The sequence below is a fragment of the Lederbergia ruris genome, from assembly GCF_018332955.1.
In the GTDB taxonomy this organism is placed as follows: domain Bacteria; phylum Bacillota; class Bacilli; order Bacillales; family Bacillaceae_C; genus Lederbergia; species Lederbergia ruris.
Genome location: NZ_BORB01000014.1, coordinates 74541 through 98700, shown reverse-complemented (window position 1 = coordinate 98700; position 24160 = coordinate 74541). Strand labels below are relative to the sequence as shown.

The window sequence follows — 24160 nt, the reverse complement described above, 5'->3', positions numbered from 1 at the left end:
TGTACTGACTTCCGTGTTGCCCACAGGACGTGGGCGATTTTAACGGAAGATCCTTATCACCTGATACGTGAGCAGAGGAAAAGCAAGCCAACGAAGAAATTCGCAGTGTCATTTTTACCGGACTTTTTGAACATCCTCTATAAGGGCTAGATAAAAAAAGATCTGCCTAATCGTAAGGCGGATCTTCTTTCTTTCTTAAGATGAAATTTTAATTTGATTTTTGCCAGAGTTCTTCGCTTCGTATAAAGCTGTATCGGCACGTCTGAATAAATCGGATACATCACCAGGTTGATCTGTTCCCCAATTCGCAATCCCACAAGATATGGTTACTTGAGGATTAGTCTTCTCTGGAATATGCTTTCGTAATCGTTCAGCAACAACTAATCCATTTTCCAAAGAAATACCGGGGAGGTAAACAGCAAGCTCTTCCCCGCCCCAACGAGCTGCTGTATCTGTTGTTCGGAGATTCGATTGAATCACTTTCGCTACCTGAATTAATACTTTATCCCCTACTAGATGACCATAGGTATCATTCACTTTTTTAAAATCATCTAAATCAATTAAAATAAAGGTACCTTCACGGTCATTTTGCATGGATGTTTTGATCATCCCATCTAAATAACCTCTCGAAAATAACTGTGTAAGCTGATCTGTCATCACCATTTGTTCCAATTTTTCGCGTAAAAACACATTGGTAATACTTAAAGATGAGCGCTGCACAAGGGTTTGAAACAAGCGAAAATTTTCAAATGTGAATGTATATGGCTCTTCCCCAATTAGAATGACAAACCCTTTCCAAGACTGATTATGAAAATAGACAGCCATCATAGAGCCTACACTGCTTTCAAGCTTGTCAGGCAAATTTTCTGTTTTCCCCATAAATAAACTTTCTTCATTACTTCCAATTTGTTCAAAGATAAAATGGACGAGGCGTTTTCCTATCCTTCCTTTAAAGAATGGAGTACTTTCAAGTAAAACGATCGGTCTTTTATCCATCAAGATCACATATCCTACTTCAGAGATTTGAAATATTTGGGTAATCTGTCTATGCAAATAATGGAGCGCCTCTTTGTAACTAGAAATGGTGTTTAATGCTTGGGCAATTTCATTGATCAAGCGTAAATTGCCAATTAGTTTTTGAGATTGTTGATAAAGCTTAGCATTTTCGATTGCATTTCCAGCAGTCTTGGCCAACAAGCGAATAAAATCAATTTGGAGATCTTCAAATACCGATTGTAATGGAGAGGTCACCTGTAAAACCCCATATACCCCTTGCTTCCCTTGCAATGGTGCATAAATGGATGGATAATCCGCTAACTCTATTTCAATTGTCGAGTTGACATAAGCCGTAATCGCAAGGTGATGGGCCGTGTCAAATTCAAGACTTTTCACTGGCAATTCCTCATCTACTTCCTCATCATCAGACAAAAAAAGATAGTAATCGTTTTCAGGAAAAACCTTTTTCAATGTATCAATGATTTCGGCAAGTACTAAGTTCGTGTCCATAGACGAATGACATTTATCTGTCACTCTGAACAACTCCCTAAAAATCCTTTCTTCTAAAGTTTGCACATTTTTTGGTTTCTCTTCCATGTAAACCCCCTCCATGCAATCCCCAAAACATCTTTTCTTTTTCTACCTACTAGTTTTTCTATGAAAATGCTATTATAATCATTGTACCACGAATAGAACTTTTTACCTATATAAATACAGAAATATTTCTCCATATTGACTTCCTTGTTATATCGATATATAATGGTCGTTGTGTAAAATAATGCAGCCTAAATGAACACATAATGTTTGTATTTTATTCCTCTTTATGAGGTGTATCGTGTAACCCGCTGCTGCTAGGGCGAAGGTACATGAAAATAAAATACCCATTACTGCTGTCTCATCGGTTTTTATTTTACAAAAATAAAACCAAAGGAGGAGACTTCTATGTCTCGTTATACCGGCCCAAGCTGGAAACTTTCTCGTCGTCTTGGTATTTCCTTGAGCGGCACTGGGAAAGAACTTGAAAAGCGCCCTTATGCGCCTGGACAACATGGTCCAAACCAACGTAAAAAACTTTCTGAATATGGCTTACAGCTTCAAGAAAAGCAAAAGCTACGCCATATGTACGGAGTAAATGAGCGTCAATTCCATAATACTTTTATCAAAGCTGGTAAGATGAAAGGGAAACATGGTGAAAACTTCATGATCCTTCTAGAACAGCGTCTTGATAATATCGTCTATCGTCTTGGCCTAGCTCGTACGCGTCGCCAAGCACGTCAACTTGTAAACCATGGTCATATCCTTGTAGATGGACGTCGTGTAGACATTCCTTCCTACAAAGTTACACCTGGACAAACAATCAGCCTACGTGAAAAATCTCGCAACCTTGCTATCATCAAAGAATCTATTGAAGCAACAAACTTTGTTCCTGAATATGTTTCTTTCGATGCAGACAAGCTTGAAGGAACTTTCACTCGTTTGCCTGAACGTTCTGAACTTCCAGCTGAAATCAATGAAGCCTTTATCGTTGAGTTCTACTCACGTTAAGTTCAGAGCTAAGCTAACTAAGAAAAACCCTAGAAGCGTTGTAACAACGCTTCTAGGGTTTTTCTGTTTTTATGAGGTTTGTACTCCAACAAATGTAAATCCAGTTCACACAATTTATCTACTTTTAATCCCTTCAATGAATGAAATTATCTTTTGTTTAGCAACTATATCGTGCATCCATATAAAAACCCCAAAACCTTGATATAACAAAGGTTTTGGGGTTATTTCTAGGTTAAAAATCAATTTTTAATTGTTCTTGAACCTAGCACTTCACACTTCCGGGATTTCAATGTCTACTTCTTTCCCTATTTCAGAAGACCTTAGGATTCCATCAATAATGGCTTGGTTAATCAGGATTTCTTCACCAGGAATTGGTGCAGGCTTATCTTCCTTAATTGCCACAACAAAGTCACGAACTTTTTCATAAAAGATATCATATTGATGTTGTTGGACTGGAATGGTGCTCTCTGTATGATGACCTTGAACATCATGAAACATCGTAATCGAACCAATGCCCCCATCCCAAACACCGCTCCAAGGTCCGCTTCCCGCCGGAGTCAGTTTCAAACCGGCGTCGGTTCCCAAAAAGAGTGTAGGGCCAAGGGAATCTGCATGCATTGCCCATGAAATTTTAAAATTAAGAACCTTTCCACCTTCTAACCTAACGAGGGCCACACCAAAATCTTCCACTTCAAATTTCTCTGCTTCCGGATGGTATTTAGGGTTTGTCCCAAAGTGATTAGAAGTGAAAGCAGACACACTAAGTGGTTTTGGGTAATCTAAAGCATTCAAAGCCAAATCAAGAGAATAACAGCCAATATCAGCCATGGCTCCAGCACCAGCCAATGACTTATTGACAAAAGTGCCACCAGGCATTCCTCTTCTGCGGCCTCCACCAGTTTGGACATAGTAGACATTTCCTAATTCAGATTGAACGATTTTTTTCACAGCTTTCATATTTGGATCATATCGCGGTTGAAAGCCAACCGTTAATATTTTCTCCGCTTTCTTACCTGCTTGCACCATCTCAATCCCTTGTTCAAGCGTAATCGCAAGCGGTTTTTCTACCAAAACATGTTTTCCAGCGTTAAGAGCATCCACACTTGTTTGGTGATGGGCAATATTAGGAGTACAAACACTTACACCGTCAAGGTCTAGCTCCAACAACTCTAGATGGCTATCAAATGCCTGGGCATCCAATAATTCATGCCTATGTACAAATTCCTCAGCTTTTCCTGGAATCACATCTGCAACTCCCACAATTTCCACATCAGGCATTTGTTTGTATGCACGAACATGTGCGCCAGCGATGCCTCCACTGCCAATAATTCCTATTTTTACTTTCCTATCCATATGTTTCCACCCTTTAATCAGTTTTTTAAAAAGCCTTGTCCTGTTACAATGTACGGGAGAATATTCATGCTTGCCTCAGTCGCTAAATTACTGGCTGCTCGCAAACTTTCTATTCCATTCCTCTCTTGTACAAAGACAACGCATTCTTTTTTGTGTGAATTCCCACATCTTACTATATTTCTATCTTTCTAGGAAATATCCTGCTTATCCATTTCAAAAAATCATAGCCCTTGAAAAGATTAGAACTTAATGGGCTATGATTTTCCAAATAATACTAAAAATCTCTCGTTCTTACTTTACCATTTCATCTTCTAATGGATGATACCCCGCTGCCTCGTAAATCATTTCTGTAAGATTGACAACTTCTTTAGCAAATTTCCCTGGGACCTTCACCTCATGCTTTCCTAAAATTGCATCAAAAAAGCTTTGGTCTTGGTTCGTTGTCTTTTTCGGAAGCTCTGGTGTAATCGGTTCTTCGCCTAATCGATGAAGGGTAATCTTTCCATTATCAAAGAAGATCCCACCTTTATCACCACAATATGCATACGTCTCATGCCAAATAGGGGCATACCCAACAATATTCAAACCAGCAATCACATTATTTTCAAGCCGGATGGCTGTAAATGAATCTAATTCTACTGGGGAATGATGACTTTCCATTTGTGTCGATACCTCGATTGGCGATAATCCCGTTGTCCAGAGCAGTACATCACAAATATGGCTCCCGGAATCCATTAACATCCCACCACCAGATAACGCGGGATTTTTACGCCATACATTATTAGGGCCATGTCCCCATTGTTGATATAAGGAGGCCGTAACAGACGTTAGCTTCCCGATTTCTCCATTGGCGATTGCATCGCGGATATACATAAACTCTGGTTCAAAGTGACGTTGATACGATACCTGTAATACTCTTCCTAGTTTTTCAGCAGTGTCGATCAATTCCTCCGCTTCTTTTTTTGAGCAAGCCATTGGCTTTTCGATCAGTACGTGACATCCATGATTCATGACATCCATGGCCTGTTCAAAGTGTAGCGTATGTGGGGAACAAATAATAACAGCATCTAACGAAATATCCTGCAGCATATCTTTATGATGGACAAATTCTTTTGCATCAGTCAGTTGATACTTCGTGATAAAATTCTCTCTATTTTTGGGATTGGGATCCGTAACCGCCACAACGTCTACATAATCAAGTACTACTAAATGGTCTCCATGCAAATTCGAAATACCACCTGTTCCTATAAAACCAACGCGAATTTTTTCCATGCTATCCTTCTTCCCCTCATAAATAGATTATGCCTGCAGGACGCAGGTCACAAAGGCGTTGCGATTGTTGTCGCGAATTTAGGCCAACAGGACGTTGGTCAGAACAGCGTTGCGCCAGGACGGCGCGAACTTAGCCGTTTATCCTTGTGGTCTAGGAAATTATAAAATTCTCGACTTGTGGATAACTGTTTACGTTACGGTTTGACATCCAGCTCCAGCGCCTAGCGACTAGCGACTAGCAAATTTACGCCTTCTTCCTACGATAAGTCAACATCGGCTCCTTCGTCGCCGTGTTTCCTTTATCTCGTCAGAAGTCTTTAAATTTGTACGTCGCTGAACAGGCGCTTGCGCTTTTGTTCTTTAGCTGTTCATCCACTTGATCCTTACTTTTTGAACATCCTTTTAAAGAGTCTTTTACTTAAAATACAAAGAAAGATGCTCTTTTGCTTTCGTAATTCCCTGCTGTTCTGCTTCTAATGATCCCCAAAACCGCTGATCTTCTAATTCGATACTGATTGCCCCTTGGTATCCAATTGTTTCTAGACGAACTGCTACCTTGTCCCATTCAACTTCTCCATGACCAGGAATCGTATAACGCCATGAACCGTCAGAAAAACCGTATTTTGCTCCAAAAGTCGCCGGCAGCGTTCCATATTCGTACAGTTCCTCCGGTAGGATTTCAGTATCTTTCCCATGACAATAATGGATGCGATCCGCAAATTCAGTTAGAACGCGCAAATGATCGATGCCTAAGCGAACTAGATGAGATGGATCATAATTGAGCCCAAAATGTTCGGATGGAATATGTTGGAACATCGCTCTTAAGGTTTCAGGCGTACACCCAAGTGCAGGATATTGTGGGGCTGGTCCAGGCCACCCTTCCAAGGCCATGTAAAGTCCCGTCTCCTCGGCCTGTTTTACTACTTCTGGAAACGACTCTTTCCAAATGGAGAAACTGGTCTCGCGTGACTGATTCGCATCTTGAGGAACAAGCACCATAAATAAAATCTTACCACCTAGCTCAGCCACCTCTGTCATTTGTTGCTTGATGGACTCGATTGCCTCTGCACGAACTAATTCATCTGGATTAAGTAGAGCAGATGTATTTCTAAGATCTATTGAACCAACTTGAAGTCCAGCATCCTGTAAGGCTTTTTTTACCTCCGCATTATAAACTGGTACATCAATCACATCTAGTCCAATTTCAGCTGCCCAATGAGCTACCCTTTCTATTCCTTGTTTACCAATGTGCGGGGGAATCCGCATCCCAATTTGAAAATTCATAGAACCATCTCCAATTTTATTAAAATAGCACATCCTAATTTTTCATCAAAGATAAATATATTACGATGCTTATCATTTTATTCCAGAGTCATCATGACTGCAATGATAAGAGAAAATCTGAATATACCAATACAACATCACTCTCCATTCAATATATTATACTCATACCGCTGTGTAAGTATGCGCTTACTTTATGCTAGACTATATTAATCATATTAATATGTCAATAGGAAATTACCACCTCGCTAACGCCTATGTCTAGTAGTTCCTGGGCTGCTCTTTTGTTCAATATATTTTATTATTAAATTTTCATTGGTAGTAGTTCATTTTATTAGACCCCTTTGGATAAGCCATTAATTGAATATCCTTTTATCCATAGTTCTGCACGAAAATTCCCATAGTCAACCTCTTTAATAGTTGTTGGTATATCAACTTTAAAAATCGGAAAGAACTGCTTGAAATTCTAAAAATATATATTAATATTATTTTCCCTACATAAAATTTCCATTCTGTGCTATATTATTTTTAACATCCATGATAAATCGTATAATCTGCTAAGTGCTTGGAGCAAGGTCAAAGAGTCCTTTATGGAAAGCAGGTGAGATATTGAGTGTTTTAAAATAGGTCTTAGAATAGTAGCTGTCCTTTCCTTGAAATAGTTAGAAATGTTACAAAAAACCGAATGTTCAATTACAAATATAGGAGTGATTCGCTGTGAAGCCCCAGCTTCAGGTTGGTTTGATTGGATATGGATTTGCAGGTCGAACGTTTCATGCCCCTGTCATTACCTCTGTTCCTGGTTTACGTCTAAGGAAAGTGGTGGAACGAAGAAGTGAGCATTCAAAGGAGCGCTATCCGTGGGTAGAAGTTGTTAAATCCGCTGAAGCTCTATATGCTGATCCAGAGATTGATTTGATTATCGTGACAACGCCAAGTACGCATCATGTAGAATTTGTTCGTAATGCATTGAATGCTGGAAAACATGTCGTTGTAGAGAAACCGTTTACAGCAACAACAGCTGAAGCAGACGAATTAATACAATTGGCAAAGGAAAAGAATAAGATGCTTAGCGTCTTTCATAATCGTCGTTGGGACGGCGATTTCATGACCATTAAAGAATTGTTGCAAAAAAACTTACTTGGAAGAATTAAAGAGTGTGAGTTTCAATGGAATCGTTTTAACCCGATTGTTTCAGGAAATAATTGGCGAGAGCAAGCTGGAACAGGAACGGGCGTTTTTTATGATTTAGGTGTCCATTTCCTTGATCAGGCTGTCTGTCTTTTTGGAACTCCTGATACCATTACAGCCAAAATTGAGAGCCAACGTGAAAATAGCGTGGCCCATGATTATTTCGACGTCACGCTTGGATATGAAGGGAACTTGCAAGTACGATTGAAGTCTTCCCCCTTTGTGCGGATTGAAAGTCCACGCTATATTTTACATGGAGAAAATGGGTCCTTCATTAAATTTGGGGTTGATCCTCAGGAAAGGGCGTTAATCAATGGGCAATCCCCAGCTACTAGTAATCACTGGGGAAAGGAAGCGGAAGAACTATGGGGAGATATTTATACCTCACTCGGACAATTAACCGTAAAAGGAAAAATCGAAACACTTCCTGGTGCTTATCAAGCTTATTATCAAAATGTTTATGAGCATATTATGGAGGGCGCCGAACTTGAAGTAAAACCAGAGGAAGCTCGAATGAATATTCAATTGATTGAACGAGCCTTACAAAGCAATCAAGAAGGGCGCACGTTATTCGTCCATGATAAAAACGCACTGAAAGGGAGAGTATGAATCATGTTTCCATTTAAAACAGCCCTCAATGCCTCAACCTTGTTCCCTTTTGAACTTGATGTTATTCAACAAATAGAAATAACAAAGCAAGCAGGCTACGATGGTATCGAGCTATGGATACGTGATATTGAAACCTATTTGGAGAAGGGCGGGAGTATCCAAACCATTCAAGCGGCATTAAAGAGAAATGATCTCGTGCTGATCAATGCGATTGCTTTTTTCAAATGGGCGGATGAGGACCATGAGACTCGAGAAGCAGCCTTCAAACAAGCGAAAGAGGAAATGGAGCTTCTAGCCTCGTTAGGCTGTCTTTCAATTGCTGCTCCTCCCTTTGGTGAAGTAAAATCGGTTACATTAGATGAAATGGCTCAGCACTTTGATCGGCTAGTCACACTTGGTCGCAAGATAGGCGTAGAACCGCTGCTTGAATTTTGGGGAAAATCGCCACAACTCTCTACATTAGAGCAGGCCCAATTAGTGCTGGAAAAGCTCCAGGTGAGAAATGCAAAATTGCTGCTTGACCCTTTTCATATGTATATCGGGGGGAGTAACTTTGCAAATTTACAATCCTTACAAGCAAATCAAATTGGCATTGTCCATGTGAATGATTACCCTCCCTCTCCACCGAAAGACGAACTAGAGGATGCGGATCGCGTTTTTCCTGGAGAAGGTATATCCAATACGTTTGCAATTGGAAATGCATTGGCAGAAATAGGGTATAAAGACTATTTATCCTTAGAATTATTTATCACTGATTATAAAAATAAATCAGCTCTTGAAGTCGCCCAACATGGCTTAAATACATTAAAAAGTGCCTACGTTGGATGATAAATCATTCATACGCTGGCAAACCTTCAAAAATACTTCTTGATAGGGTAGATATAGTGTATATATCTATATATACGTGCATATATTTGTGACACATACTCCCTCCTTCGTATAATATGTTTTGACTTAGGAGGTGTATGGAAGATTTCAAATTTACCATATTGGAGGATAAAGAAATGAAAGCGATTTCCAAATTGATAATTCTTTTGCTAGTGATCTTAAGTGCAAGCTTACTGTGCATAGCTTGTTCTGACCAGAAGGAGACTGGTTCAAAGCAAGCAGGTTCAGCAGATTCTTCTGACTCCGTGGAATCTGGGGATGAAGCGGATGAAAAGGAACCTGTTACGATCTCAGTACTTGTCCATTGGGAAGAGGATATGTTTAATGAACGCTTTAAAGAGCCGATTGAAAAGCGGTTCCCCCATATTACGTTAGAACAAGTGAGATCAGGCTCTGGACAAGAAGATTTAGAAGAGGTATTCGCAAGTGGGACATCTCCCGATATTTTCTTTGAGCTTTCTCAGCAAACGATGGAATATCTAGAGCTTGATTATGATTTAAGTGAATTGATTGAAAAACATTCGTATGATGTAAGTCATATCAACCCTGTTTTTCTTGATTCGATTCGCTCGAAGGATAAAGAAGGTAGATTACTAGCCTTGCCTTATGAAATTATTTACCATGTTTTGTTCTATAATAAAGATATTTTTGATCTATTTGGGCAGCCTTACCCAACCGCTGATATGACATGGAGCGAAGCACTAGAGCTTGCCCGCAATTTAACTGGCGAACGAAATGGAGTCCATTATCGAGGGCTTGATTTAGGAAATGCTGAGACGCCTCTTCAGCAGTTAGCAGTGAATAAAACAGATCCAGAAACTGGTGAAGTACTATTTGATCAACCAGAATTTGGCCAATATTTTGACCTAATTGATCAAATATTAGATATTCAAGGAAAAAGCGATGTGGAGGCCTTCGATCAAGGCCGGTTTGACGGGGATCAAACGACAGCCATGGTGACGGCATTTGTGCAAGGATTAAACTGGTGGAAAGATGTCGAAGGCCTAAATATGGATGTCGCTCCTCTACCAGTTTGGGATAATGGTCCGGCGGTAAGTCACCGACCAGATGGCGGTATTATTGCTTTAAGCATCAACCCAGAGAGTGAACATAAAGATGCTGCTTTTGACGTAATCACCTATTTTACAGAGAATGAATACCAGGAATGGGCTTCCCGCAATGGAATTGGCCCTTCAAGTTCGGATGAAAGTGTCCTAGATCAATTTTTTCAAGATTATGAATCAACTCACGATAAAAATGTAGCTTCCATTTTTGCCCATCCACCCGCAACACCACCAGAACAAATTAGTCAGTGGGATCAATACGTAGACTTGGACCTTAAAAGATATTCTGAATCAGATATGGATAGCAATGAGTACCTTCGTGTGATTGAAGAGGAATCTGCCGCAAAGATCCAAGATGCCAAAAATTCACAATAAAAACTCAAATCCTGAGGGACAGTTCCTTCAGGATTTGATTCTTGAATGGCTATTTATGGGAGTTGTCACATCTTTTTAGAAATGCTTGGATTCCCCTTACACGCTAACAGTCGGTTCAAGTATGGTTAATGTATTGTTGATTGTATTCAGATTGGCGATTGCGCCGATTGGGATAGCAGCTTTATAAGTGCCATGTGCAGTCATGAGATTCGTCATAAGTGGTTTTCCAAGCGGAACAACGAATTCATTGATCAAATCTTCATAGGACTTCCCGTAAGCAAGTTGACAATTTGTACACTCTCCTAAAATAATGCCGATACAGTCAGCAAATTTGCCAGCAAGTTTCAAGTGATTCATATATCTGTAGACTTTATTTATCGGTTCATGCGTTTCCTCTAAGAACAAAATTTTATTCCTTGTATCAATTTCAAAAGGAGTTCCTAAGTTGTCAACAAAAGACGCCAGATTGCCTCCTACAATTGGCCCCGTGACACTTCCAGGCACTCGACTTACAAGCGGGATATCCGGTGGGTTAGAGATCAACCGAGGTGACAAAAGGGTAGACGTAGCTGTAAAAAACTGATCGAAATTATAAGGTGGTGTCTCCAGTTGAAAGTCGATCAACATGAGGCTTTGGAAAGTGATTAAATTGGTATATTGATAGAGGACATTCAATAATATTGTCATATCACTATAGCCCGTTATAATTTTTGGATGACGCCTAATTGATTCATAATCAAGATAAGGAAGAATTCCGGCGACCCCAACGCCACCCCGGGTAGCTAAAATTAATTTGACTTGGTCATTTTCAAACATAGCCATTAGATCAGCGGCCCGTTCCTGATCCGTGCCAGCGAGAAACCCATTTTGAGCATAGACAAATTGACCTAACACAACAGTAAACCCCATATCTAAGAGTGTACTGATCCGTGCATCAATCACACTTGCCTCTAATGGACTGCCCAATGTCACAATGCCGATTGTATCACCTGGTTGCAAAATAGGCGGCCTTGTTGCCATAGTTTCTCCCCCTTGAGAAGTGTCATACCATCTCTGTATAACAGTATATTAGAGGTTGGAAACATTCATGACCTAAAGAATCAAAATATGAAATGGGGTTACCTTCTAAGGGTTGAAGCTTGCTAATATATCTTTTCTGTCAAGATCTCAACTTCCTGCAAAATATAAGCCGACTTTAGAAAAGCCGGCCTATTCCATACTTATTTATATTGAATCAAATAATATTTTTTCTTTCCACGGCGGATGACGGTAAATTTTCCGTCCAATTTGTCTTTTTCCTCTAACTTATAATGTAGATCTGTCGTTTTCTCCCCATTAATGGAGACTGCCCCATTTTGTATGTCTTCTCTTGCCTGACGTTTGGAAGGAGAGATTTTTGCCTGCACTAGAATTTCGACTAGTCCAGCTTCCATTCCCTCTTCATGTTCAAATGTAGGGACATCCTTTAAGCCTTGTTCAATTTCCCTTGCACTTAAAGAAGCAATGTTTCCACTAAATAGAGCTTCCGTTATGCGAATCGCTTGTTGTAAGGCCTCTTCTCCATGAATTAACCGTGTCATTTCTTCTGCCAATGTCCGTTGTGCTTTTCGTAAATGTGCTTCTGATTGGACCGATTTCTCCAACTCTTCGATTTCTGTTCGATCCAAAAAGGTAAACAGCTTTAAATATTTGACCACATCGGCATCAGATGTATTAATCCAGAATTGGTAAAATTCGTAAGGCGTCGTTTTGACCGGATCGAGCCAAATTGCGCCACTCTCTGTTTTACCGAATTTTGTTCCATCTGCTTTCGTCACTAGAGGAATCGTCATACCATAGGCTTTTGCTCCTTCTCCAGCCATTTTCCGAATCATTTCTAATCCGGTCGTAATATTTCCCCATTGATCACTTCCACCAATCTGCATTTTACAGTTCCAGTTTTCGTACAATTGATAAAAATCGATCGCTTGAAGAATCGTATACGTAAACTCAGTAAATGAGATGCCTGACTCTAAGCGTGATGAAACAATATCCTTGGCCAACATATAATTGACACCAATATTTTTTCCGTAATCTCTTAAGAAGGTAATCAGATCCATTGATCCTACCCATTCAAAGTTGTTTGTCAGAATCGCTCCATTTTCACCTTGAAAGTCAAAGATTTGTTCTAGCTGCTTTTTAAGTCCTTGCACATTTTTCTCAACCTGTTCCATCGTTTGCAGCTTTCTTTCTTCTTTTTTTCCACTTGGGTCGCCGATCAATCCTGTTGCTCCGCCAACCAAAACAATCGGGCGATGACCATGTTTTTGAAACCGCCTTAAGGTTAAGAATGGTAATAAATGTCCTATATGCATACTATCTGCGGTTGGGTCCACCCCACAATATAAAGAAATTTTTTCATTATCTAATGTATCCGCTAATCCATCTGCATCGGTTTCTTGATAAATTAACCCTCTCCACTTTAAATCATCCATTAATGTACTCATACAAGTTCCTCTCTTCCTAAAAAATAAAAAACGCCCCTTCGTAAAAACGAAGGGACGATTCATCACCGTGTTACCACCCAACTTGGGAATCGATTACTCTCTTCCCCACTCTCATCTATAACGGCATTACCGTTTGTCGCTATTTTTGATTTCTCACGACAAATGCTCAAGGAGGTAATTCGTTAAACTGTGTGTATCGATTTGCACCAACCATCGATTCTCTTATAACAGGGACAGCCCACTACTTATTCCTATCAAAGCAAGTATTTTTTTAAATGAACTTTAAAGTATTTTAACCATATTTCCCCTTGGTTGTCAAATTTCTATAAAATTTTCGTTTACTCTACCATTCCTATTCCTGAATTATGCTATAATAGGAATGATTTTTGGGAGGGATGAAAAAGAATGAAAGACCAGATGCATAAAATTTGGGAGAATATAAAAACATTTGCTTCCAAAATTCATTATAAGTCGATCTTAAGAGGCGTAAGGGTTACATATGGTGTGACGTGGAATCTTCTGCTTTTATTTATTATTGTCTTTATTATTGGGGGAGCTTTTGCTGGTGGGATTGGATTAGGTTATTTTGCATCGCTTGTCAAAGACCAAAAGGTGTTAGCAAAAGATGAGATGGTAAAAAGTGTTCACCAATATGAGGAAACTTCTACTGTTTATTTTGCCAATAAGGTAGAATTAGGAAAATTACGCACAGATATTGACCGCGAGGAAATTAAGATTGATCAAGTGTCTGATTATCTAAAGAAAGCTGTTGTTGCGACGGAAGACGAATATTTTTATGAACATAAAGGTGTGGTACCAAAAGCTCTTTTTAGAGCCGTTTTCCAAGAATTTACCAATTCAGCTGTGCAATCAGGGGGAAGTACGCTTACACAGCAGTTAATTAAAAACCAAATTCTTACAAATGAAGTTTCTTTTGATCGGAAGGCAAAAGAAGTTTTACTTGCCCTTCGTATCGAACGTTTTATGGATAAGGATGAAATTCTAGAAGCCTATTTGAATGTCACGACTTTTGGCCGGAATTCCACTGGACAAAATGTTGGAGGTGTACAGGCGGCTGCAACAGGGATCTTTGGTAAAGATGCAAAAGATCTTACCCTTCCACAAGCCGCATTCATTGCTGGTTTACCTCAGAGTCCATTCAGGTATACTCCCTTTACAAACCAAGGTGAGCTGAAGGAAAAGGAGCTATTAGAACCTGGATTAAACCGCATGAAAACTGTTTTAAAAAGAATGAAAAAAGAGGAATATATTACGGAAAAAGAATATCAAGATGCCATTGCATATGACATCACCAAAGATTTCATCTCTAAACAGCCACGGTCTTATGATAAGTACCCTGCTTTAATGGAGGAAATTGAAGAAAGATCGATTGAAATATTAGCTGAAATACTAGCTAAACAAGATGACTATAAACCAAAAGATTTACGGGAAGATGAAGAACTAAAAAGGAAATATTTGACATTAGCTGATCGAGATATTCGCCAAAATGGCTATCAAATTCATTCAACGATTGACAAAAAATTATATGAGGCTTTTGAGAAAGCAAAAAATGATTATCAAAACTTCGGACCTACTTATAGAAGAGAACGAAAAAATCCAGAGACAGGCAAAATGGAAGAAGTCGATGATCCGATGCAAATCGGCGCGATTTTAATTGACAATAAAACTGGGAAAATCTTAAGTTTTGTTGGGGGCCGAGATTTTAAACTAGATCAATGGAATTACGCAACAAGTGTGCCAAGACAAAATGGATCAAGCATGAAACCATTACTTGTTTATGGACCTGCGATCGAAATGGGAGAAAGTGCTCCAGGCGCCGTAATTGCAGATTTACCGTATAATTTCCCTAATGGTTCCGGTGGGACGTACACACCCAAAAACTACTCCTCTTGGAGATATTATGGCCTTGTATCGGCACGGGAGGCTTTAGCCAATTCTTATAATGCCTCAGCCGTTAGTACATTTTGGAAAATTCGCGACAAAGATCCTGGTCAATACTTGCGTAAGATGGGGATCACTACTGTAAGTAAAGACGAAGCAACATATCCCTCCGTTGCACTCGGCGGACTTACTCACGGGGTGACGGTTGAAGAGAATACCAATGCCTATACAACCTTTGCCAATGGCGGAAAATTCGTTGATGCCTATATGATTGATAAGATTACAGATCATGATGGCAATATCGTCTATGAACATAAAAAGAAACCTGTTGAAGTTTTCAGCCCGCAAACAGCCTACTTAATGATTGATATGATGCGCGGCGTATTTAACCGTCCAGGAGCTACAGCTTCCTCGGTTCCCGGTATGTTAAAGTTTTCTACAGATTGGGCGGGAAAAACAGGGACAACGAATGATTATAAAGATACTTGGTTAATAGGATCAAATCCAAATATCACATTTGGAACATGGCTTGGTTATGCTTCTAATCGAACATCAAATACAGATAATGGTCAACGGAATTATCGAATTTGGGCAAACTTGATGAATGCCGCTTACGATGTAGATCCAGAATTAATTGCACCAAAGGAACGTTTTAAAGCCCCTGGTGGGATTGTAAGCCGTTCTTACTGTGCCGTATCTGGAATGGCTCCATCTGAAGCCTGTCAAAAGGCTGGGCTCGTTCGGACCGATATATATAATGCGAAATATGTGCCGAACAAAACCGATGATAGCTTAGGTGCTGGTGGACGCTATGTTTTAGCTAATGGTAAGAAGTATGCAGCTTTGCCTTCTACACCAAAAGAATTTACTAAGACTGGATTAATCATCAACCCAGGTTTTCTGAATCGTATAACATACGGCTATGTGAATGACTTTTCCCAACTTGTTCCAGCCAATTCTCAATGGGGAAATCTGCTTGTAGCCGATGCGAAATTACAGGACGATGGGAAAGCTCCGGCGGCTGTTTCTGCAAAATTGAGTGGTCATACCCTTACATGGAGTAGATCAGGAAGTCATGATGTAGTCGGTTATCGTGTATATAATGAAGCTGGTAAAAAAATTGCCTCCGTTCTCTCTGATGGTACACTCTCTCAAAATGTCGGAAATGGTAAATTCTATGTTGTAGCAGTGGATATTGCGGGAAGAGAATCTAAACCATCTAATCGTGTAGGACAAGAGAAGAAAGAAGAAAAAAAGGAAGATGTTGCAAAGAAAAATGAAGATGCCAATCCGAAAAAAGAAAATCCGCAAAAGATAGCAGATACGCAACAGGAAAAGGAAAAAAAGCAAGAGGAAAAAGAGAAGAAAGAAGTAGAAAAGCAGGATAAGGAACAAGAGAAAGAGAAACAAGAGAAAGTCGAGCCAGACGATCAAAATAAAGAGAAAAAAGAACAATAGGATGAAGACATAACAAACGGAGAACTAAAATGTTCTCCGTTTATTTGTTATAACTAGAAAATACTATTCTATGCTTGAAATCAAATGGAAAATCGCTTACTATGAATTTATGGAATTTTTCAAAATTAGGAAAGGAATGATTCAATGTCAACAAAGCCTCATAGAAAACCTCTCCCCCCAAAAGAATTGGCCATTTTTCAATCTTTACTTCCACGAATGGAGTTATCCCCACAAGAAAAACAACACTATGAAAATCTCAAAAAAGGTTATGAGGGAGAACTAGCGTTTTACAGCCTTCTCCAACAAACAGGATTAAAGGACCAGCTCATTCTGTATGATTTACTTTTACAAGCGAACCAAACAGAATTTCAAATCGATAGTCTTCTTATGCAGCGCAAAAAGATTTTTATGTTTGAAATCAAAAATTACGAAGGAGATTTTTATTTTCAACAGGATCAATGGTACGTAGCTACAACACGGAAAGAAATCAGAAATCCTCTACTTCAACTCAAAAGAAGTGAATTTTTACTCCGTCAATTACTCCAAAATTGGGGACATGATGTATCGATAGAGTCCTATATCATCTTCATCAATCCAGAATTCACCTTATATCACGCTCCACTGAACCAACCGATGATTTTCCCAACACAACTTAAGCGATTTATCGAAAAACTAACAACCTCCACTACAGCCGTCACACAAAAGCAGATAAAAATGGCAGAACAATTCGTGAAGAATCATCAGGACCAGTCTATTTTTGAACGTTTGCCCCAATATAAACACGAGCAATTGACAAAAGGAATCCTTTGTTCAACCTGTACAAGCTTACTAACCCCTTTTACTTATAAAAAGCTCCGGTGTGAAAAATGTGGGTGCGAAGAAGATTTAGAAGCGGCTGTCATGCAAAGTTTGGAGGAATTCCACCTTCTATTTCCAGATAGAAAAATCACGACGAATGCAATACACGAGTGGTGTGGCTTTATTCTCTCTAAAAAAACAATAAGAAGGATTTTAACAAAGCATTTAACACTCGTCAAAAGGGCAAAAGCCTCACATTTTCTTTATAAACAGTAGTATTTTGTGATAAAACTACTTCATTCCAAGTTAACGATAAACCCGTAATCATTATGAGACTTCCTATATGAGTATATTCTTATCAGAGCCGTAGTTTCGAACATGATTCAACGTTAATCGTTACCAGGGTCTTGGCTAAAGCGTAGTTTTGGGTACGATTCTATCTCGATCGTTACTGGTTACTAGGCTGTATCACGATTTCGGGCACCATTCTACCTCGATTGTTACCGAGTTCTTGGCTAACTCATAGATTTGGGCACGATCCCCTCTCGATCGTTACCAGTTTCTCAGCTGAATCACGGTTTCGGGCACCATTCTACCTCGATCGTTACCTAGTTCTTGGCTAACTCATAAATTTGGGCACGATCCCCTCTCGATCGTTACCAGTTTCTCAGCTGTATCACGATTTCGGGCACCATTCTACCTCGATCGTTACCTAGTTCTTGGCTAACTCATAGATTTGGGCACGATCCCCTCTCGATCGTTACCAGTTTCTCAGCTGAATCACGGTTTCGGGCATCATTCTACCCCAATCGTTACAAGGTTCTCGCAGAATCATAGTTTCGGGCACGATTCTCTCTCAATCGTTACCGGGTTCTTGGATTACCCGTAGGTTTGGCCCGGTTTGCTCTTTTTCTGATGGACTCGCATCTTGCAAGCCTCTCGGGCTAGACACTTCCCAATTTTATATTGCTTATCTAATAAAAATGTGGCTACTCCTTGATAGAGTAGCCACTTTTCTATTAATACGGCGCAAGCCTACATAATGTAGGTCAGTTAGAACAGCACGCTTGTTGTCGTACCTCTTCAGCATTCTCCCTATTCTCGGGCGTTTCCGCTTTTCTAGTCTTCCATTGTCGATAAATCACCCGTTGGTAAATCAAGTTCCCAAGCTTTTAATACGCGACGCATGATTTTCCCACTTCGCGTCTTAGGTAGCTTATCACGGAATTCAATTTCACGCGGAGCGGCATGGGCGGCAAGCCCCTTTTTCACAAATTGTCTAATATCCTCTTTTAATTCATCTGTTGGTTCGTTTCCTTCAAGTAGCGCAACAAACGCCTTAATGATTTCACCACGAACAGGATCAGGCTTTCCAATCACACCTGCTTCTGCCACAGCCGGGTGCTCCAAAATTTTACTTTCCACTTCAAATGGACCAACCCGCTCTCCAGAGGTCATGATCACATCATCTACTCTCCCTTGGAAGAAGAAGTATCCATCTTCATCCATATAGGCGGAATCCCCTGACACATACCAGCCTCCTGGTAGAAAATAGGAGTCATATTTTGCTTGGTTATTCCAAATCTCACGCATCATGGATGGCCATCCTTTCTTAATCGCTAGGTTCCCCATTCGATTAGGTGGTAAGATATTGCCTTGATCATCTACAATGGCGGCTTCCACACCTGGAATTGGTTTGCCCATGGAGCCTGGTTTAATTTCTAAGCAAGGGAAATTCACAATCAATTGTGCACCTGTTTCTGTCATCCACCATGTATCATGAATGCGCTTATTGAAAACTTTCAATCCCCAGCGAATTACTTCAGGATTGAGCGGTTCCCCCACACTCATCACATGGCGAAGTTCGGAAAGATCAAATTGTTTGACTAACTCATCTCCAGCACTCATCAACATTCTGAACGCCGTTGGGGCGCTATACCACACCGTCACGCCAAAATCCTCTAAGGTTTGATACCAGGTTTCTGGCTTAAATCTTCCTCCTACAATCACATTAGACGCACCTGCTAACCATGGACCAAAAATTCCGTACGATGTCCCTGTTACCCACCCTGGATCAGCAGTACACCAATAGACATCTTCTTCCTGTAAATCTAATACCCAACGGGCTGTCTGGTATTGCTGAATCATGGCATTATGAACGTGAAGGACGCCTTTGGGACGGCCAGTTGAACCAGAAGTATAATGCAAAATTAAACCATCTTCCCGATCAACCCATTCAATCTCTAAATTGCGATCAGCCTCTGCCATGCGTTTATTAAAGTCGATGATCGTATCTGATTCTTCGATATCTTTCCCTACCAGGAAAACGCTCTTTAAATTAGGTAATTCTTCGACAGGAACCCTTTCAAGTAATTCTGGAGTCGTGACAAGGGCTTTCGCTTCACTATCTTCTAATCTATCTTTCACAGCTCCTTCCATAAAGGCTTCGAATAAAGGACCGACGATCGCACCTAGCTTAATTGATCCCAATATAGCAAAATATAATTCTGGAGAACGGGGCATAAAGATGAAGACTCGATCCCCTTTTTCAACATTTCCATGTGTTTTCAAAGCGTTGGCGGCCTTATTCGTTAATAATTTCATTTCGCGAAATGTATATTTTTCTTCCCGATTGTCGTCACGAAAATAAAGAGCGACCTTGTTTTTTCTAAAGGATTCTGCATGGCGATCAATCGCTTCATAGGCCATATTCACTCGACCCGTTTCATACCATGAGAATTGTTTCTCGGTATCAGACCAATCAAAATTTGCACAAGTGTCCTCGTAATTTTCTAGATTGTATTTTCCCTGAACAACTGGTAACGCTTGCAAGTCCATTTCTTGACAACTCCCTTTTGTTCGATTTACATTCACCATTTCTGTAGCTTCGCATTCGCTATATAAAACTCTTATTTTAAGATAGCAATTGCTGTATACGCTTTCTACAAATGGTGTATACTATTATAATATAAGAGTCACTCATTCACAATTCTTTCACAATATATTTAAGAGTTTTTTAATGATCATACATATAGCTGAAAGCGGGGCAATTGAATGGAACACAAAAAAACATATAATGCTAGACAGCTTAAAAGTAAAAATGGAACATTGCTGATTGAGGGTCCGATATCGGGGGATATGCTTGCAAGTCTAGATTTTCATGAAGGCTTAGTCGCTTTTAGGCCTGCTAAACAGCAACAGGAAGCGTTAGTGGAAATAGCCGATCTTCCAGAAGGTCGAATTATTATTGCTCGGGAGGAAGATCAAGTTGTTGGTTATGTAACCTTCTTATATCCTGATCCACTTGAACGCTGGTCACAAGGTGGTCTAGATAATTTAATTGAGCTTGGGGCGATTGAAGTTGCTCCTGATTTCCGCGGTGCAGGTGTTGGAAAGGCTTTGTTGGATGTATCCATGATGGATGATGCAATGGAAGATTATATTATTATCACGACAGAATATTATTGGCATTGGGATTTAAAAGGGACTGGATTAAATGTATGGGAATACCGAAAAGTGATGGAAAAAATGATGAGCTCAGGCGGTCTTGTTTGGTATGCAACAGATGATCCAGAGATCACCTCTCATCCCGCCAATTGCTTAATGGTCCGTATAGGCAAAAGAGTTTCCCCAGATTCTATCCAGAAATTTGATAATATTCGTTTTATCAACCGTTTTATGTATTAAACATTCCTCTATAAAAGGAGTTGACTAGATTGATTGTAGAAGAAATAATGAAAAAGAATGTGATAACCCTTACTCCCGATGATTCTTTAAGATCAGCGATTGAACTTATGCATGAAGCTAGAATTCGGCATTTACCATTAATGAATAAAAAGCACGAAATCGTTGGACTTGTAACGGAAAGAGATATTAAAGCAGCCACACCTGTTTTATTGGAAGGAGATAAAGCCCAGGAACTACTCGAACAGCCTTTATCAAAGATCATGGTCACAAACCTAATCACAGGTCACCCCCTAGATTTTGTTGAAGAGGCGGCATCTTTATTCTTCATCCATCGAATTGGTTGTCTTCCCATTGTTCAAAACAAAAAACTTGTTGGGCTTGTAACTGGGACTGATTTATTACATACGCTTGTTAAGTTAACTGGCGCGGACCAACCTGGTTCACAGATTGAAATTAGAGTCCCCAATCGTGCTGGTATTTTACATGAGGTGACTTCTGTTTTTAAAAATAACCAAATCAATGTCTTAAGTGTTTTGCTTTATCCTGATTCTCATAGTATGGACCATAAAGTGCTGGTATTTAGAGTTGCTACTATGAATCCACTTAAGCTTGTTCAAACTTTGAAAGAATTTGGACATGATGTGATTTGGCCAAATATGCCTGGTTTGGATGAATGAAATGAAAAAGGATTCTGTTTTTATTTATTCTGACGAGTTACTCACCTATCGTTTTTCCAAACATCACCCGTTCAACCAGCAAAGATTGGTGTTAACTTTAGATTTACTAAAAAAGATAAACGCGATTAGCCCAGAGGATATTGTGGCTCCACGCATAGCGACTGAGGAAGAATTACGGCTCAACCATCAGCAGAATTATATCGAAGCGGTCAAAATAGCTAGTGTCGGTGAACTTCCTAGTAATCAAGCGGAAAGCTATGGGATTGGTACAGAAGATACGCCGATTTTTCCAGGTATGCATGAAGCCAGTAGCAGATTGGTCGGTGGTACTTTAACAGCAGTCGATGAAGTCATGCAAGGGAGAGCCTTACATGCCCTTCATCTTGGCGGCGGACTGCATCACGGATTTCGTGGGAAAGCATCTGGTTTTTGTATTTATAATGATAGTGCAGTTGCCATCAAATATTTACGCGAAAAATATAATGCGCGAGTGATGTATGTTGATACAGATGCCCATCACGGGGACGGTGTACAAGCGTCTTTCTATGATGATGATGCCGTTTGTACATTGTCCTTGCATGAAACAGGTCGCTACCTTTTTCCAGGGACAGGAAATGTCAATGAATGGGGACAAGATCGTGGATACGGTTATTCTTTCAATATTCCGCTAGATGCTTTTACTGAGGATGACTCCTTTTTAAACGCTTACTCAACGGCTATTACGGAAATAGCAGAATATTTTAAGCCTGATATTTTGTTCACTCAAAATGGAGCTGATGCTCATTATTATGATCCATTAACCCATCTTTCGACTACGATGAGGACGTATCGGGAAATTCCCAAAATTGCTCATAAAATTGCCCATCAATATTGTGCTGGAAAATGGATAGCCGTCGGTGGTGGCGGATATGACATATGGAGAGTAGTACCGAGAGCCTGGTCGCTTATTTGGTTAGAAATGACGGAACAGGCTGAAGTCTCCGGTCCCCTACCGAAAGAGTGGATTGAAAGCTGGCAAGAGAAGGCCCCCTTTCCCTTGATCAAGGACTGGGAAGATCCAATCGGTATGTACGAGCCTATTCCTCGTCGCTTAGACATTGAGGACAAAAACAAGCAAACTTTAGACCGGGCGTTATACTTTGTTAGGCAACAGAATGAGCAGCTAAAAGGTAAAAAATAGTTAGAACAAAGGCGCTGGAGCCGGACGACAAACCTTCCTGTTAAAACTTATCCACAGGTAAAAAAGATCCAAATCACTTCGATTTGGATCTTTCTACTACTTATGAAAAGAAATGGTTATTTAATCGTACTTTTGCTTATTTCGTTGTGTCACGATATTCAATTCGATGTGGAAGCAAAATCGTTCCCTCATCGACTTCCTCTTTATTCATATATTTTGTTAGTAATCGCATCGCGACTGCACCAATATCATAAAGAGGTTGAGAAATAGAAGAAAGTTGTGGTCGTACCATAGTAGCTAATTTCGTATCATCAGAGGAAATAATTTCTAATTCATTCGGAATAGAAACTCCCTCATCTTGTGCTCCATTCATAATGCCAATGGCCATGTCATCATTTCCTGCGATAATAGCGGTTGGGCGCTCTTCCATATCATGGAATTTTTTCCAAACCTCAACGCCTGATTCATACGTTTCATCGCCTTCAATGACATATTCCTCCTGGAATCCAATGCCTGCCGCTTCTAGCGCATCCTTATAACCGACTAATTTTTGCTCAAGATTAATTGGATTATTTAAAGGCCCAATCATAAAGCCAATATTTTTATGACCTTGTTCAATAAGATAAGAAACTGCATCATACGTTGCTTGACGATAATCAATATTAATCGAAGGAACGCCTCCAGATGGGTCGATGGATCCTGCTAGTACAATGGGAACAGGAGAACGTTTAAATTCATCGATATGAGTTTGCGTAATATGACCACCCATAAAAACAATTCCATCCACTTGTTTCCCTAACATTGTGTTCAGCAGACGCATTTCCTTATCCAAATTTTGATCAGAGTTACTTAGGATAATGTTGTATTTATACATTGTCGCAATATCTTCAATTCCTCGAGCTAATTCTGCATAGAAAATACTCGAAATATCAGGGATAATTACTCCAACGGTTGTCGTCTTTTTACTTGCAAGACCCCTTGCTACAGCATTTGGACGGTATTCTAAACGTTGGATTACTTCCATTACCTTCTTGCGTGTCGCGGGTTTCACATTTGGATTACCATTTACCACTCGAGAAACAGTTGCCATGGAGACATTGGCTTCTCTTGCGACATCATATATTGTTATATTCATTGGTCTCACACTCCTCTTATTTATTGTCAACAAAAAACTTAAAAACTAACCATTTTTAAACAAAATATCCCATTTTTATTATCATACGCTAATGATTCATTATCAGGCAAATGAAATCATTTCTTCTTGTCAAATTTTGTCACTCAAGTGAACTATTTCACAACGAAAATTACACATATTTAAAAATAGTATCAATCTGTTGACCATTCTTCTCATCCGCAACCGATTATGGTACATTTCTTATAATAGCAGAAAATCGCGCA

General features: G+C 39.8%; 17 protein-coding genes and 1 other annotated feature. Of the genes, 9 read left to right on the top strand and 8 right to left on the bottom strand.

Going from position 1 to position 24160, the window contains the following annotated elements; translation table 11 throughout:
* Positions 1-195 precede the first annotated feature (195 nt).
* Positions 196-1593: a sensor domain-containing diguanylate cyclase gene (locus KI363_RS10110; RefSeq protein WP_212966257.1), complete on the bottom strand. Its 1398-nt coding sequence runs from the start codon at positions 1591-1593 to the stop codon at positions 196-198.
* 345 nt (positions 1594-1938) lie between these two features.
* Between KI363_RS10110 and rpsD the strand changes: the two genes are divergently transcribed.
* On the top strand, positions 1939-2541 hold the full coding sequence (gene rpsD / locus KI363_RS10105) for a 30S ribosomal protein S4 (protein WP_158324021.1): 603 nt from the start codon (positions 1939-1941) through the stop codon (positions 2539-2541).
* Positions 2542-2811: 270 nt separating this feature from the next.
* Here rpsD and KI363_RS10100 read toward each other — a convergent pair whose 3' ends face one another.
* The 3 genes from KI363_RS10100 to KI363_RS10090 all read right to left on the bottom strand — a co-directional run bounded on the left by KI363_RS10100 (position 2812) and on the right by KI363_RS10090 (position 6450).
* Positions 2812-3894: a Gfo/Idh/MocA family protein gene (locus KI363_RS10100; protein WP_158324022.1), complete on the bottom strand. Its 1083-nt coding sequence runs from the start codon at positions 3892-3894 to the stop codon at positions 2812-2814.
* Positions 3895-4185: 291 nt separating this feature from the next.
* Positions 4186-5166 carry a Gfo/Idh/MocA family protein gene (locus KI363_RS10095; RefSeq protein WP_158324023.1) on the bottom strand — a complete coding sequence of 327 codons (981 nt, stop codon included), beginning with the start codon at positions 5164-5166 and terminating at the stop codon, positions 4186-4188.
* A gap of 414 nt (positions 5167-5580) precedes the next feature.
* A complete protein-coding gene (locus tag KI363_RS10090; RefSeq protein ID WP_158321371.1) occupies positions 5581-6450 on the bottom strand; it encodes a sugar phosphate isomerase/epimerase family protein in 870 nt (289 codons plus the stop codon).
* 714 nt (positions 6451-7164) lie between these two features.
* Between KI363_RS10090 and KI363_RS10085 the strand changes: the two genes are divergently transcribed.
* The 3 genes from KI363_RS10085 (at position 7165) to KI363_RS10075 (ending at position 10574) form a co-directional block, all read left to right on the top strand.
* Positions 7165-8247: an oxidoreductase gene (locus KI363_RS10085; protein ID WP_212966256.1), complete on the top strand. Its 1083-nt coding sequence runs from the start codon at positions 7165-7167 to the stop codon at positions 8245-8247.
* A gap of 3 nt (positions 8248-8250) precedes the next feature.
* Positions 8251-9075 carry a sugar phosphate isomerase/epimerase family protein gene (locus KI363_RS10080; protein ID WP_212966255.1) on the top strand — a complete coding sequence of 275 codons (825 nt, stop codon included), beginning with the start codon at positions 8251-8253 and terminating at the stop codon, positions 9073-9075.
* A 137-nt stretch (positions 9076-9212) separates the two neighbouring features.
* Entirely contained in the window at positions 9213-10574 is a 1362-nt protein-coding gene (locus KI363_RS10075; RefSeq protein WP_212966254.1) for an ABC transporter substrate-binding protein, read from the top strand.
* Between the two features lie 96 nt (positions 10575-10670).
* Here the strand turns inward: KI363_RS10075 and KI363_RS10070 are convergent, their stop codons facing one another.
* Positions 10671-11594 (bottom strand): S66 peptidase family protein, encoded by a 924-nt coding sequence (locus KI363_RS10070; RefSeq protein ID WP_212966253.1) that lies wholly within the window; start codon positions 11592-11594, stop codon positions 10671-10673.
* 200 nt (positions 11595-11794) lie between these two features.
* Entirely contained in the window at positions 11795-13060 is a 1266-nt protein-coding gene (gene tyrS / locus KI363_RS10065; protein WP_158321376.1) for a tyrosine--tRNA ligase, read from the bottom strand.
* 47 nt (positions 13061-13107) lie between these two features.
* Positions 13108-13327, bottom strand: a binding site (T-box leader).
* Between the two features lie 138 nt (positions 13328-13465).
* On the opposite strand from tyrS, the gene KI363_RS10060 reads away from it, so the two are divergent.
* Entirely contained in the window at positions 13466-16420 is a 2955-nt protein-coding gene (locus KI363_RS10060) for a transglycosylase domain-containing protein (RefSeq protein ID WP_212966252.1), read from the top strand.
* A gap of 144 nt (positions 16421-16564) precedes the next feature.
* A complete protein-coding gene (locus KI363_RS10055) occupies positions 16565-17494 on the top strand; it encodes a nuclease-related domain-containing protein (RefSeq protein ID WP_158321378.1) in 930 nt (309 codons plus the stop codon).
* A gap of 843 nt (positions 17495-18337) precedes the next feature.
* Here the strand turns inward: KI363_RS10055 and acsA are convergent.
* Positions 18338-20056, bottom strand: coding sequence for an acetate--CoA ligase (acsA, locus tag KI363_RS10050; RefSeq protein ID WP_158321379.1), 1719 nt, complete (start codon positions 20054-20056; stop codon positions 18338-18340).
* Between the two features lie 216 nt (positions 20057-20272).
* Between acsA and KI363_RS10045 the strand changes: the two genes are divergently transcribed.
* Genes KI363_RS10045 through KI363_RS10035 form a run of 3 tightly spaced genes read left to right on the top strand, consistent with a single transcriptional unit; the run spans position 20273 to position 22762 of the window.
* Complete coding sequence (locus KI363_RS10045) at positions 20273-20905, top strand: GNAT family N-acetyltransferase (protein WP_158321380.1); 633 nt, start codon at positions 20273-20275, stop codon at positions 20903-20905.
* Between the two features lie 29 nt (positions 20906-20934).
* Positions 20935-21582: an acetoin utilization AcuB family protein gene (locus KI363_RS10040; RefSeq protein ID WP_158321381.1), complete on the top strand. Its 648-nt coding sequence runs from the start codon at positions 20935-20937 to the stop codon at positions 21580-21582.
* Position 21583: 1 nt separating this feature from the next.
* A complete protein-coding gene (locus KI363_RS10035; RefSeq protein ID WP_158321382.1) occupies positions 21584-22762 on the top strand; it encodes an acetoin utilization protein AcuC in 1179 nt (392 codons plus the stop codon).
* A 136-nt stretch (positions 22763-22898) separates the two neighbouring features.
* Here the strand turns inward: KI363_RS10035 and ccpA are convergent, their stop codons facing one another.
* Positions 22899-23897, bottom strand: a complete 999-nt coding sequence (ccpA, locus tag KI363_RS10030) for a catabolite control protein A (protein ID WP_158321383.1) — start codon at positions 23895-23897, stop codon at positions 22899-22901.
* Positions 23898-24160: the final 263 nt, after the last annotated feature.